This is a genomic window from Methylovulum psychrotolerans (genome assembly GCF_002923755.1).
Classification (GTDB): Bacteria; Pseudomonadota; Gammaproteobacteria; order Methylococcales; family Methylomonadaceae; genus Methylovulum; species Methylovulum psychrotolerans.
In genome coordinates, this window is record NZ_PGFZ01000001.1 from 225249 (window position 1) to 238832 (window position 13584).

The 13584-nt window shown below is 52.7% G+C and carries 15 protein-coding genes; 2 read left to right on the forward strand and 13 right to left on the reverse strand.

Annotated elements, in window-relative coordinates; translation table 11 throughout:
• The 13 genes from AADEFJLK_RS25415 to serA form a co-directional block, all read right to left on the reverse strand.
• Positions 1-926: hypothetical protein (locus tag AADEFJLK_RS25415; RefSeq protein ID WP_428839013.1), on the reverse strand; the 926-nt coding region annotated here is incomplete at its 3' end.
• A 4-nt stretch (positions 927-930) separates the two neighbouring features.
• A complete protein-coding gene (gene tolR, locus AADEFJLK_RS01055) occupies positions 931-1371 on the reverse strand; it encodes a protein TolR (RefSeq protein WP_088618124.1) in 441 nt (146 codons plus the stop codon).
• Complete coding sequence (gene tolQ, locus AADEFJLK_RS01060; RefSeq protein WP_088618125.1) at positions 1368-2042, reverse strand: protein TolQ; 675 nt, start codon at positions 2040-2042, stop codon at positions 1368-1370. The genes tolR and tolQ overlap by 4 nt, the downstream gene beginning before the upstream one ends.
• Positions 2032-2442, reverse strand: coding sequence for a tol-pal system-associated acyl-CoA thioesterase (gene ybgC / locus AADEFJLK_RS01065; RefSeq protein ID WP_103973004.1), 411 nt, complete (start codon positions 2440-2442; stop codon positions 2032-2034). Before ybgC ends, tolQ begins: the two co-directional genes overlap by 11 nt.
• A 541-nt stretch (positions 2443-2983) precedes the next feature.
• The gene (ruvB, locus tag AADEFJLK_RS01070; RefSeq protein WP_211299152.1) at positions 2984-4015 is read right to left on the reverse strand and encodes a Holliday junction branch migration DNA helicase RuvB; all 1032 of its coding nucleotides are present in this window, start codon (positions 4013-4015) and stop codon (positions 2984-2986) included.
• The gene (gene ruvA, locus AADEFJLK_RS01075) at positions 4015-4617 is read right to left on the reverse strand and encodes a Holliday junction branch migration protein RuvA (protein WP_088618128.1); all 603 of its coding nucleotides are present in this window, start codon (positions 4615-4617) and stop codon (positions 4015-4017) included. Before ruvA ends, ruvB begins: the two co-directional genes overlap by 1 nt.
• Entirely contained in the window at positions 4614-5108 is a 495-nt protein-coding gene (gene ruvC / locus AADEFJLK_RS01080) for a crossover junction endodeoxyribonuclease RuvC (RefSeq protein WP_088618129.1), read from the reverse strand. The genes ruvA and ruvC overlap by 4 nt, the downstream gene beginning before the upstream one ends.
• Before the next feature lie 51 nt (positions 5109-5159).
• Positions 5160-5798 carry a hypothetical protein gene (locus AADEFJLK_RS01085; protein WP_103973006.1) on the reverse strand — a complete coding sequence of 213 codons (639 nt, stop codon included), beginning with the start codon at positions 5796-5798 and terminating at the stop codon, positions 5160-5162.
• Positions 5799-5809: 11 nt separating this feature from the next.
• Positions 5810-6835 (reverse strand): AAA family ATPase, encoded by a 1026-nt coding sequence (locus AADEFJLK_RS01090; RefSeq protein WP_103973007.1) that lies wholly within the window; start codon positions 6833-6835, stop codon positions 5810-5812.
• Between the two features lie 293 nt (positions 6836-7128).
• Entirely contained in the window at positions 7129-7875 is a 747-nt protein-coding gene (locus tag AADEFJLK_RS01100; RefSeq protein ID WP_103973009.1) for a YebC/PmpR family DNA-binding transcriptional regulator, read from the reverse strand.
• Positions 7876-8355: 480 nt separating this feature from the next.
• Entirely contained in the window at positions 8356-9387 is a 1032-nt protein-coding gene (locus AADEFJLK_RS01105) for an acyltransferase (RefSeq protein ID WP_103973010.1), read from the reverse strand.
• A gap of 71 nt (positions 9388-9458) precedes the next feature.
• Entirely contained in the window at positions 9459-10103 is a 645-nt protein-coding gene (locus AADEFJLK_RS01110) for an HAD-IB family phosphatase (protein ID WP_088621494.1), read from the reverse strand.
• Between the two features lie 8 nt (positions 10104-10111).
• Positions 10112-11695 carry a phosphoglycerate dehydrogenase gene (gene serA, locus AADEFJLK_RS01115; protein ID WP_103973011.1) on the reverse strand — a complete coding sequence of 528 codons (1584 nt, stop codon included), beginning with the start codon at positions 11693-11695 and terminating at the stop codon, positions 10112-10114.
• Between the two features lie 96 nt (positions 11696-11791).
• Between serA and AADEFJLK_RS01120 the strand changes: the two genes are divergently transcribed.
• Both AADEFJLK_RS01120 and AADEFJLK_RS01125 read left to right on the forward strand, forming a co-directional pair.
• Positions 11792-12670: a hypothetical protein gene (locus AADEFJLK_RS01120; protein ID WP_146054481.1), complete on the forward strand. Its 879-nt coding sequence runs from the start codon at positions 11792-11794 to the stop codon at positions 12668-12670.
• Between the two features lie 137 nt (positions 12671-12807).
• Positions 12808-13569, forward strand: coding sequence for a competence protein CoiA family protein (locus AADEFJLK_RS01125; protein ID WP_103973013.1), 762 nt, complete (start codon positions 12808-12810; stop codon positions 13567-13569).
• The last annotated feature ends 15 nt before the right edge of the window (positions 13570-13584 follow it).

A 13584-nucleotide genomic window follows, 5' to 3' on the forward strand; every position in this document is an offset into this window, starting at 1 on the left:
TTGGCCTTTTCGGCGGCTTCTTCTTTGGCTTTCTCGGCTTTTTCGGCCTTAGCCTTTTCGGCGGCCTCTTCTTTGGCTTTCTCAGACTTTTCGGCCTTAGCCTTTTCTGCGGCTTCTTCTTTGGCTTTCTCAGACTTTTCGGCCTTGGCCTTTTCAGCCGCCTCTTCTTTAGCCTTCTCGGCTTTTTCAGCCTTGGCCTTTTCGGCGGCTTCTTCTTTGGCTTTCTCGGCTTTTTCGGCCTTAGCCTTTTCGGCGGCCTCTTCTTTGGCCTTCTCAGACTTTTCAGCCTTGGCCTTTTCGGCAGCTTCCGCTTTGGCTTTCTCAGACTTTTCGGCCTTAGCCTTTTCTGCGGCTTCTTCTTTGGCTTTCTCGGACTTTTCGGCCTTGGCCTTTTCGGCGGCTTCTTCTTTGGCTTTCTCAGACTTTTCGGCCTTAGCCTTTTCTGCGGCTTCTTCTTTGGCTTTCTCGGACTTTTCGGCCTTGGCCTTTTCTGCGGCTTCTTCTTTGGCTTTCTCGGACTTTTCGGCCTTGGCCGCTTCCGCCTTAGCTTTTTCTGCGGCTTCTTTCGCTTGTTCTTTGGTTTGGGCGGCCTCAGCTTTCGCTTGTTCCGCTGCTTTGGCGGCGGCTTCGGCTTGCGCCTGTTCGGCGGTTAAGGCTTCTTGTGCGGCACGTTCTTGTGCTTGCTGTTCGGCAATTTTGGCCTGTTCGGCTTGTTGCTCTGCGGCTTTGGCGGCATCTAGGGCTTGCTGTTGCGCTTCAATCTCGGCGGCATCGAACATGGTGGCATGGATGATGTCTTCCGAGGGTTGCTTGGGTTCGGGGCGTTGCGGTTTCAGCAAGGCCGTGAGGACAAACAAGGCCAACAAGGTAAAGTGTAAAGCTAATGCCAGGAGGAAATAGCGGGAATATCGTCTGTTACTGGCCATTTCACTATTGGTCTTCTGATTTTGCTTTGGTGCTGAAGCCTACTTTATCGACACCGGCATTTTTTAAGTCCGCCATGACGGTAATCACTTTGCCGTATTCGACGCTTTTGTCGGCGCTGATGTAGACTTGGGTCTTGGGTTTTTTCGCCAAAGCGGCAATGACCAACTCGGTGATCGCTTCCGGTTGGATCATCAGGTTGTCGGCATCGTCTATTTTAATGGAGTATTGGCCGGATTTTTCAATGGAGATGATAATCGGCGGGTCATCGGTCACTTCGACGGCTTTCGACGAGGCTTCCGGCAAATCGACATCCACGCCAGTCTGCAACATGGGCGTAGTCACCATGAAGATAATCAGCAGCACGAGGGTAACGTCGATATACGGCACGACGTTGATTTCTGCCATCGGCTTGCGGCGGCCATTCTTTTTGCTCAATTTGCTCATTTGCTGTGGGCCTGTCTTTGTAATAATACAACAAATTCTTCCACAAACAGTTCGTAACGTCCGGTCAGGCGGTCAAGGCGGGTCGAGAAGCGGTTATAGGCGATAACCGCCGGAATCGCCGCGAACAGGCCGATGGCGGTGGCGATCAGAGCTTCGGCGATACCGGGGGCGACTTGCGCCAAGGTAGCTTGTTTGACGCTGCCTAAAGACATGAAGGAGTTCATAATCCCCCAAACGGTGCCGAACAGGCCGATGTAGGGGCTGATGGAGCCGACGGTGGCGAGGAAGGCCAGATGCTCGTCGAGCCGCTCCAATTCGCGCGACAGTTCGATGCGCATGGCGCGTTGGGCGCTTTCGACCTGTACCATCGCTTCGACCCCGCCTTGGTTCATGCGGGAAAATTCTTTGTAGCCCGCGAGGAAGATTTTTTCGATGCCTTCGGGGGCGAAGTCTTTGGCGGCCAGTTTGCGGTATAACTCGGCCAGGGCGATGCCTGACCAGAATTGTTCTTCAAATTCATCCGTGATTTCGACCGCGCGGTTCAGCTCTTTGCGTTTGCCGAAGATAAATGTCCAGGAAGCCACGGAGGCGGTCGCTAAGACCAGCATGACAAACTGGACGACAAAGCTGGCTTCGGTGACTAGGTGAAAAATGGATAAATCAGTGTTCATTCGTTAACTGCTCAAGTAAATAGTGGGGAATAACGGTGGGGCGCAGGGTATCGGCATTCAGGCAGGCAATGCGGATCTGTCCGGTCGCCAAGGTTTTATCGCCCAACATGACGCTTTGGGCAAATATCAGGCTGGCTTTTTTGGCCTCGGTCACGGCGGCGCTGACGTGTAAAAGCTCATTAAAACGGGCGGGGCTTAAATAGTCAACCTGTACTGAGCGCACGACAAAAATAATGCCTTCCTGGGCGCGTAAAGTGTCCTGCTCATGCCCCATAGCGCGGAGCATTTCGGTGCGGGCGCGTTCAAAAAATTTCAGGTAGTTGGCGTAAAACACCACACCGCCTGCGTCGGTGTCTTCGTAGTAGACCCTGATGGGCCAAGTAAAGGGCTTGGGCTTCATTATAATGGTTGGTTGGCGACGGTTTTAGAACGGCCTTAGTTGGGCGATATTGCTATAAAGAGCTGGGGTTTATAGGGATGCTGAATTTTTTTAGCGTCTGTTTATCAGGATTGTAAATTTATAGGGCGATATTACGCCAAAAACCTGAATATCCTCTTAACGTTGTTGCTATTAAGGTAGAGAACAGTATTTTATAAGCAATTATTTGTTTTTGGGCAAAACCCGATGTTTTTCGGGTAGGTCGGGCAAGCGGTTCTGCCCGACACAAGCCGCTGGGTTTGCCGCGCTTTTTGCCTGTGCCTAAAGCACTTAAGGCAGATATAGTAAAATCTGGCGGTTGCGTCACTGTTGAACAGGCGAAAGTACGGCAACCCCCTCCCAACCTCCCCCTTGTCAGGGGGAGGAGCTTTTTCCTCCAAATTTCGCCTGTATGACGGGGAAGCCATAAGCTCCCTCCCCTGCCAAGGGGAGGGCTGGGGTGGGGTTTAACACGCAGAGGTGCATGGAGTACCTACTTAATGTTATGCACATTCCTTAACGATTAATCAAACAAATCCACCGATACCCCAAATGCTCTAGGCACGTCTAAGCCGAAGTGGGTGTAGGCGTGTTGGGTGACGACCCGCCCGCGTGGGGTGCGCATGATGAAGCCTTGCTGCATCAGGTACGGCTCCAGCACGTCTTCGATGGTGCCGCGTTCTTCGCTGATGGCGGCGGCTAGGGTGTCCAGGCCGACGGGGCCGCCTGCGAAGTTTTCGATCATGGTCAATAATAGTTTGCGGTCCAGCGCGTCGAAGCCGTTGCTGTCGACTTTGAGCATGTCCAGCGCCTGCATGGCGACGGTTTCGGTGACGATGCCGTTGCTTTTGACTTCGGCGTAGTCGCGTACCCGCCGCAAGAGGCGGTTGGCGATGCGCGGCGTGCCGCGTGAGCGGCGGGCGACTTCAAACGCGCCTTGGCTTTCCATACTTATACCTAACACGTTTGCCGAGCGCAGGATGATGCTGGTCAGTTCATCCACGGTGTAAAACTCCAAGCGTTGGACGATGCCGAAGCGGTCGCGTAGCGGCGAGGTCAGCAACCCGGCGCGGGTGGTGGCACCGACTAGGGTAAACGGCGGCAGGTCGAGTTTGATGGAGCGGGCGGCGGGGCCTTCGCCGATCATCAAATCGAGCTGGTAGTCTTCCATGGCCGGATACAGTATTTCTTCCACGGCGGGGCTGAGGCGGTGGATTTCGTCGATGAACAGCACATCGTGGGCTTCCAGGTTGGTCAGCAACGCCGCCAAGTCACCCGCTTTTTCCAACACGGGACCAGAGGTTTGGCGAATTTTAACACACATTTCCGCCGCGATGATGTTGGCGAGGGTGGTTTTGCCCAAGCCGGGCGGCCCGAAGATCAGGACGTGGTCCAGGGCTTCTTTGCGGGCGGTGGCGGCTTGGATAAATATCTCCATTTGCGCACAGAGTTCTTTTTGCCCGACATACTCGGCGAGGCGTTTCGGGCGGATGGCGCGGTCTTGGCGTTCTTCGTCCAAATGGCTGGTGGCGGTGATGATGCGGTCGCTTTCGATCATTTCAGCGTCCCTTGCAGGGCGAGGCGGATGATGTCTTCACAGCTTTTGCCTTCGGCGTTGACGGCCTGCACCATTTTGCTGGCATCGGCGGGTTTGTAGCCTAAGGAACACAGGGCGCTGATGGCTTCTTGTTTGGGGTGGGCGGCGACCGGCGCGGCACTGGGGCTGGCGGCGGTGCTGACGCTGGTGTCGCCTAGGGTGGGCAAGCGGTCGCGCAGTTCGATGACCAGGCGTTCGGCGGTTTTTTTGCCGACGCCGGGCAAGCGCACCAGGGCTTGGGTGTCGTTATTTTCGATGCTGCGGTGGAATTCTTCGGCGCTTTGCCCGGACAGGATGGTCAGGGCGAGTTTGGGGCCAACTCCGTTGACTTTTATCAGGGTGCGGAACAGGGCGCGGTCGGCCTCTTTAAGGAAGCCGAACAGGCTGTGCGCGTCTTCGCGGACGACCAGATGGGTGTGCAGGGTGATGTCGGCACCGATTAGGGGCAGGTCGTAGAAGGTTGTCATGGGGGCTTCGATTTCGTAGCCTACCCCTTGTACGTCCAGCACAATTAACGGCGGGGCTTTATGCACCAGTTTGCCGCGTAAAAAACCAATCATTGATAACCTTGCTGTAAGCGGTTGGCGGTTTGTTGATAATGGGCGTGGCAGAGGCTGATACCCAGCGCGTCGCTGGCATCAATCTGTAAGTCGCCCTGAATGTTTAGCAATATTTTGACCATGTGCTGCACTTGCAGTTTGTCGGCGCTGCCTTTGCCGGCAATGGCCTGTTTGACTTGCCGGGCAGCGTATTCGAACACGGGTATGTTGACGCTTTGCACGGCGCAAATCGCCGCGCCACGCGCTTGGCCTAATTTTAACGCAGAATCGGCATTTTTGTGCATAAACACTTGTTCTATCGCCATTTGTTCGGGCTGGTATTGCTCGCTGATTTGGCGCAGGCCGTCGAATATTTGTTTCAGGCGGTCGGGGAAGTAGTCGCCGCTGATGCGGATGCAGCCGCTGGCGACGTAACGGTAGCCGCGCGGGCTGTGTTCGATAATGCCGTAACCGGTGAGTCTGGAGCCGGGGTCTATGCCTAAAATTCTCATGTTGGGTAAGGGGTTAGGGGCGTAATGGGGTGCAAAGGCTTTAGGCTTTGCTTAGGGGGTTGGTGTGGCAGTGATGTCAAATTTTGGGTGCAAGGTTAGGCTGTTGTTGACGGTTACACCTATTTTGCCCAAAAAACTGGTTTTTTGTTCTATGGCGAGTTTCAGATTGGTGGCTAAAGGCTGAAAGTGTTGTGCTTGGTTGAGTACATCGGAACGCTCTAAAAATAGCATGAGGACAATGCGTTTTTGGCTCAGGTTTAGCGGTTGGTTATAGGCCGATAATGGCTGGTCATTGTTGCGGTGACTGGCAAGCAGGCCGATTAAGGTATCTTTGGTTTTTTTCGCCACTTCATCTACCAAATAAGGGCGTGTGCTTACCAGTTCTAGTCGTCTATGCTCTTCTGGGTTGAACAGATTCGCCGCGCTTAATTTGTCTTTGGCTTGATTGAGTAAATCTGTATCAGCATTGGGGGTTAGGCGCATCCGGCTATCCTGATCGTTGGCCTTTATGTGTTTGACTTCCATAAGCAGTAGGGTGTTACCATTTTGGGCGATAAAATCCACCGCTTTAATGCCTTGGTGCTTCCATTGATGGTGAAAATTGGCGCGTGATGGTTCGTCATAGCGGTAGGCTTGCCAAGTGGGGCCGAAGCTAAACGTCAGTTCGCCTTCCGTAAAGATAGTTGCCATTAGTGTTTACCCTACAATAAGTTGGTGTAAAAGGCTTCTTGCTCTTTATCGTATAGCTCCAGCTCTTCTGACAGAGCCACCAAATTGCTGAGGTGGCTAAGCCGACTGCCTTGTTCTATGGTGACGTGCTGCTGGGTGCGGACGAGGTTAAAAAACGCGCAAGGCGGCGCGTCCTGCGCTTGGCCGATGAGGTAATCGATATACTTCATTAAAAAGAGATTGTGGGTGGCAATGACGATTTGTACCCCATAGCGGCTTAAGGCCATTAGGATAGCCGCCAGTTGTTTGATTAGGCGCGGGTTTAGGTTGGTTTCGGGTTCGTCCCAGAATAACAGGCTGTCTTTTTTCAGCGAGTCGTTGGCGATTAAGTAAGCGAGCATCCCCAATTTCCGCCAGCCTTCCGCGACCATAAAGATATTGATTTCCCCTTGCTCGGTTTGTAGGTAGAAATTATTGTTTTTTAGTACAAACTTGCCGCCAACGATGGCTTCTACGGTGTTGATGAGGGTTTGGTCTGGCTGTTTTAGTAGCGGGTTGTCTATGGCTTTGCAGAGGTCGTAATAGGTTTCGTCAAATGCTAGGCTGTATTTTTCATACAGCGCGGTGAAGTTGGGGTATAGGGAGAGGATTTCTTTGGTTGGCAAAAATAGGGGGGGTCTTTCTAATGCGGAGGCCGGATGCGGGTGGGTGGACAATAGGCCATTTTCAATAATCAAGTTTATGATTTCATGGGCTTCTTTATGCTTAACCGTAAATTCGAGGGTAACGTGGGTGTGGGCGCTCGGCTGTATGCCTAAGGTCTGTAATGGTGCCGCTGTGGCGATTTTAAAGACATTACGGAGTTTATCCGTTAAATGAATGAGTTTCCAGTCTCCTGGAATGTCTTCCTGCCAAACTGCCGCAATACAATAAGCCAGTTTCAGCAAGTGGCTTTTGCCGCTAGCGTTTTCGCCAATAATAATGTTAATGCCGGGGGCGAAGTCCAATTCGGCTTGCTCAAACACAGTAAAGTTTTCTAGGGTGAGTTTCTTTAACATGGCAGTCGACAATAAGCAGGGCGGTGGTGGCTAATAAGCATACGGCAAATGGTGGGGTGTTGGAAGGATTAGGCAAACGATGGGCTAAATGGGATACACTCGGTTGGGCCATCGTGCAATGGCTAAAGACCATTGCACTCCGTTTGGTACGGCTTTTCGGTGGCCTGCAAAGGTTTTTAGCCTTTGCCGAGGGCTTTAATCTCGCGCCTAACCCCGCCTATCAAGTTGCTTGCTCTGTGACGGCCTCTATACTCTGAACGGTCAAGTTTGAAGCATATATGGAAAGAAAGGGCTTACTCCAAGCCCGCCATAATTTCATCGCTAATATCAGCGTTGGAATAGACGTTTTGCACGTCGTCCAAGTCTTCTAAGCGGTCGATGAGTTTGAGCATTTTTTCGGCGGTTTCGGCATCGAGTTCGACCAGGGTGGCGGCTTGCATGACCACTTCGGCGTTGTCGGGGGGGAATCCGGCGGCGTTGAGCGCGTCTTTTACGCTTAGGTAGCTTTCGGGGCTGGTCATGACATCGGCGGAGCCGTCGTCATGGCTGGTCACGTCATCCGCACCCGCTTCTAAGGCCGCTTCCATCAGCGCGTCTTCGTCAATCGGCGGGGCGTAGCTGAGGATGCCGAGTTTGCTGAACAGATAGGCGACCGAGCCGTCGGTGCCCAGGTTGCCGCCCGCTTTGGTGAAGGCGTGGCGGACTTCGGCGACAGTGCGGTTGCGGTTGTCGGTCAGGCAATCGACGATGACCGCCGTGCCGCCGGGGCCGTAGCCTTCGTAGCGCAGATGCTCGTAATTGGCGCCTTCTTGCGCTCCTGAGGCTTTTTTAATGGTGTTGTCGATGGTGTCGCGGCGCATGTTCGCGCCTAAGGCCTTGTCTATCACCGTGCGTAACGATGGATTACTGGCGGGGTCTGCCCCGCTGGTTTTGACGGCGACGGTGATTTCGCGCAACAGTTTGGTGAAAATTTTGCCGCGTTTTGCATCTTGCCCGGCTTTGCGGTGCTTGATGTTCGCCCATTTACTATGTCCTGCCATGATGTCTCTCTAAGGTGTTTCTTTAAATCTATGGGGTAAAATTCGGTGATCAAGTTTTTCATAAAGCCCGCCTTGAATAGGCTGGGGCATTTGTTAAAAACACAAACCTATCGGCTAAAGCGGCTCCCTCCCCTGATGGGCGACTGCATGGATGCAGGAGGTAGAGCAACGCAGGAGCAGTTGCCGAGAGGGCTGGGGCGGGGAGAATAAAATCAATAGCTTATGCTGATGTCTCAGAGGTTTTAATCGGACTGTTTTTAGTTGGTTTAATGAAAAAAGCCTTGTTTAGATTCTCCCCACCCCAACCCTCTCGGCAACTGCTCCTGCGTTGCTCTACCTCCTGCATCCATGCAGTCGCCCATCAGGGGAGGGAGACGATCTTCGCTGTAACCTGTTGTTTCTAATTATATGTATGCTTTCCCAATATCCGATAGCTAAGCTATTTTGAAAAACTTGATCATCAGGTAACACAAATTTTGCTTAGGTTACGCGCCGGAACAGCGCGTTTTTTCTCAGTACGGCTATACACAGGTACGATAACAGTGTGGTGGCTGTAAACGTCAACGCTATGTAAGGCAGCGGGTGGCTATTGTAATCGGGTAGTGCTTGTTTGGACAAAAAGATGAACACCGGATGCACTAAATAGATGCCGAAGGTGGTGTCGGCGAGGTGGCGGACTGTTTTATGATCCCGCAGGTACGCGGCATTGGTTTTGGCTAATAAGAATATCAGTGCCGCTATTATAAAGCTTAGCGGCCCCATGTCGCTAAACAGCGGCGGGGGGTCTTGGCTGATGTGTAAATGCTGGCGCAGCAGATAATTGCCGCCCGCACCTGCCGCTATCAGCAATACCAGTGCCGTGGCTATGATACGGTTGCTCAGGTGTAGGCGTTTGCCGTAGTGGTCTAGGTAGTAGCCGAGGATGAAGTAGGCGATATACCAGGGAAAAATGCGGAACCAGTTAAGTTCGGCTTTTAGTTGGTTTTCCGCTACTAAGGCGAGGCCGTTGAGGCTAAAAAAGCCCAGCATGAGCAAGAGCAGCAGGCGCAAGTCGGCGGGGCGCGGTTTGTTGCCGTTGATAAATTGATTAATGAACGGGGCAAACAGCATCAGGCAGGCGAGCATGGTCAGATACCAGAGATGGATGCGGGTATAGCCGTGCAGGAGAATTTGCCAGAGCTGTTGGTGCAGGTCGGTGTCGGTCAAGAGGCCAAAGCCGAAGTAAAAGGCTGACCAGAACAGTAAGGGCGGCAGGAGCCGGATAGTCCGTTTTTGGTAAAAGGCCTTAGTGGTGCTGGGTTTGCCGAGCAATAACGCGCCGGAGATCATGACGAAAATCGGCACGGCAAAGCGGCTGGCGGCGTTGAGCAGGTTGGTCAGCCACCAGTTTAAGGTATTGAGGTCGGGGGCGTTTTTGTAGTAATGGCTGGTGGCATGGATGCAGATGACCGCCAGGGTGGCGATGATGCGCAGATAGTCTAGCCAGGGTTTTTGGGTAGTGGGGGAGGACATGGAAAAGCTAAAGGGGATTTAAAGGCAACAGATAGGCGGGTTTCCTCGTTCTGACGAACCCCGCCCCATTTTTACAGCAAATACGGCAAAACGCCCAGCAAACTCGCTTCGGCGACATAAGCATCCGCCGCTTCGCGCACTGCCGGGCGTTCGACGACACCGCCGAAGCCGATAGTGTACGCGCCCGCCTGTTTGGCTTCCATGTCGGTTTTGCCGTCGCCGACCATCGCCATGCGGGCATTATCGGTGCGCAATTGGGCGCAGATTTCCGCTTTGCCGCCGTTGCGGGCCAGCGGCGAGTCTTGTTGGTAGTCGCGGTAGCTGCCGTCGGCGTTAAAGTAGATGTCGACGGCATGGACGTTGGCATCATTTACGCCTAGCCGCCTTGCCATCGGCAGGATTGCCGGACGCAAGCCGCCGCTGATGATATGCACGGCTTTGCCTTGCGCCGCCAATTCGGCGAATACCTCGGCCACGCCCGGCACTTGTTCGGCACTATAGCGTTCGGCCAGCCACGTTATGCTGTCTGCGTCCGGTCTGATGAGTTCCAGGCGTTGCCCATAAACTTGCGCCAGCGGCACTTCGCCGTTCATGGCGGCATCGGTAAGCTTGGCCATGGCAGGCCCTAAGCCCACCCTTACCGCCAGTTCGTCTATGCCTTCTAAGGCGCTTAAGGTGCTGTCGAAATCAAAACAGACAATATCAAAACCAGTCATATCAATACTCATAAACAAATTTGGGTAACGCTCAGGACAGGGGGCAGTTCGGCCAGTTGTTGTAAGATAGCCGGGTTAATCGGGGTGGAAATGCTGATGACGGCCATGGCTTCTAAGCGGTCGTCGGCGGTGCTGACTTGCATCCTTGATATATTAATGTTGGCGTTGCCCAGCACCGCGCTGATGGCGGAGATAACGCCGGGGCGGTCGTCATGGCGGGTGATGATGAGCGTGCCTTCGGGGACGACTTCAATATCAAAATGGTTGATGCACACCAGACGCGGTTGGCGGCCACCCAATAACGCGCCGGACAGGCTGAGGGTTTGGTCGCGGCAAAAGCCCGTGATTTTAATCAGGGAGATATAGTCGCGCGATTCCAAGGTCATGGATTCGACCAAGCCAATGCCTTGGCGTTTCGCCAGATTTTCGGCGTTGACGCGGTTAACGGCGCTGGAGACTTGGCCGCTCAATACCCCGACCAAGGCGGCGATGGAGATGGGGCGTACCGCGACTTCGGCGGCGCGGCCAAAGGTGGCGACTTCGATTTTATGCAACGGTTGGTCAGTCAGGCCGACCAGCACCTTACCCAAAATCGTCGCCAGATTCATAAACTCGTGGGATTTTTTCAACTCTTCGGCGGACAGGCGCGGCAGGTTGAGGGTGTTGACCGCTTCGCCTGTCCTTAAGAAGGTCACGGCTTGGCGGGCGATTTCGACGCTGACCGCCTCTTGGGCTTCGGCAGTCGATGCGCCCAGATGCGGGGTGAACACGATATTGCTTAAGCCCAGCAAAGGCGAGTCGGTTGGCGGTTCGACCTCGTAGACATCCAGTGCCGCGCCAGCGAGGTGGCCTGTGCTTAAGGCCTCATATAAGGCGGTTTCGTCAATCAGCCCACCCCGTGCGCAGTTAATCACCATCGCTTCTTTTTTCATCAAGGCCAATTGTTGGCTGCCAATGATATGCTGGGTTTTGGCGATTAACGGGCAATGCAGGGTCAGGTAATCGGCACGGCGCAGCAATTCGTCCAAGCTGACCGGCTCCACGCCCAGTTCGGTGAAAATTTCTGGCGCGACAAACGGGTCGTAGGCGATAACGTGCATCCTTAGGCCGAAACCGCGCTGGGCGACAATCCGGCCTATGGTGCCAAAGCCTAAGATCGCCAAGGTTTTATGGGCGACTTCGGTGCCGACCAGTTTCGCCCGTTCCCACTGCCCGGCCCGTACCGAGTGGTCGGCGGCAGGCAGGTGACGGCTCAGCGACAGCAGGTGCGCAATGGCTAGCTCGGCGGTGGTGGTGGCGTTGGCATCGGGGGTGTTCATGACAATAATGCCCAACTCGGTCGCTAAGGGAATGTCGACATTATCGACCCCGATACCCGCCCGCCCGATCAGTTTCAGATTTATCGCCGAATGCAGCACCGCCGGGGTGACTTGGGTGTCACTGCGGATCAGCAGGGCATCGTAATCGCCGATAATCCGGCATAAGCCGTCCTCATCTAAGCCGGTTTCGATATGAATGGCGATATCCGTTTGGTCTTGTAGGTATTGGATACCGGCGGCGGCTAATTTGTCAGCAACAAGGATTTTTTTCATGGCAGATTGGCGGGTGAGTTTACACGCTAAAAAACGCCTAGTTTACCAGCTTTGTTATAATCTCGGAATTTTGCTGCCTTTGATCTTATCCCCGCTATGATGACTTTGCCCTTTCGTGTCCACATCCATCTGGGGGCGCATAAAACCGCCACCACATTTATCCAAAACGGCTTGGCGCAACAACACGCTTGGCTACGCGAGCGGCACATCGCCTACATCCCTTTACATCGCTTACGCCAAGAGTTTACCCCGTGTTTTTGGGAGCTGACCAACGGCCAAGCCGCCGACCCCGTCGCCTTAATGGCACGGATGCGCACGCTGTTACTGGCGAATATCGAAGCCAGTGGCTATAAGGTAGACGATACCCGGTTGCTGATACTGTCGGAAGAAAACCTGCTCGGCGCGTTGGGGGCTTTATACCATAAGGGTGTGTTATACCCCGATTTGGCGAAGCGGATGCAGTATCTGGCGGAGATTTTTCAGGGCTGCGAGGTGCAGGCGTTTTTGTCCGTCCGCAATTACCGCGATTTTTACGCCTCGGCGTATGCGGAAGTCCTGCGCCAAGGCTGGGTCAAGCCGATGGATCAGTTTGTCGCCAAGCTGGAGTTGTCGGGCAATAGCTGGCCGAACGTAATCGCCGCTATTGAAGCCGCGTTGGGGGCGGTGACGGTGTGGCCCTATGAACAGTTCCGCAGCCATACTGGGGATATCATCTCGGCTTTGTTGCAAACCGAAGTGGGAGCGGATTTTTTGGGCAAGCAAACTGTCAGGCCGTCACTGACCCAAAAAGGCTTGGCCGTGGCAATGGCTTGCCGCGATGTGCTGGAACCGGCGGATTTGAAAAAATTGGTCAATACGCTGGTGGATAATGTGGTGTTTGAACAGCCGGACGGGCGGATTGTGTTGGGGGATGACGGGGGGATTGGGGCGTTGGAGGCGAGGTACTGGGGGGAGTTGGAAGGGTTGGGTATTTAGGTGTTTTTATTTTTTATGCTAGGTGTTGTTAATAGGAGGTAAATGACATAATATTTATTTTTATAAGATTAAGTAGGGGATTATATCCTGCTATCTGGGTATTAAAAAAGTCTAGCTTACGTTAGGTTTATAAGTATATGGATTGTGAACAAGACGAAAAACGTATTTTAATTAATGCCGAAGAAGTAGGGTGTTTTGGTTTGGTAGAAGGCAAGGCCAAAAATATAAGAACACATCAATTTCATTATGCTGAAACTGTATCAAAGTTAGATGGGCCTTTTTATTGCGCTGTTTGTTATTCAGATGTGATATTAAGAAAATGTGTGGATAAAAAAGACCACTTTGCACACAAAACACCGCTGAGTCCTGTGATACCTAAAGGAGAAAGTGAACGCCACGAACTGTGTAAAAAAAGTTTTTGCAAACATCTTTCTTCCATATTTCCCGATGGACATTGGGAAACAGAAAGACCAATCAAGGAAAATAAAGAAAAAAAGCTATCGGCCCTTAGGCCTGATATAAGTGGTCGGATAAATGGGTTCCCTGTCGCAATCGAAATTCAGGCCAGTTCATTAACTATTCCTGAAATAATAAAGAGAACAGCATCATATTCAAAGCGAAAAATTGCTATTTTGTGGATAGTCCCACTTTTGGAAAAGTTACAAAACACTCCATTTCGCCCTCGTCAATATGAAAGATATTTTCACAGCATTTATTATGGCAGAGTCTATTATTGGTGGCCTGAATTAGAAGGTAACGTTATACCTGTCCACTATGGGTCAGCAAAAAGGCACATGGAATATCGTTTATGGTATGATGAAAACGGTGATGTCCAAGAAGCAGGTGGTTTTGATAAGCTTTATAAAGTAATAAATATTATGTCATTTACCTCCTATTAACAACACCTAGCATAA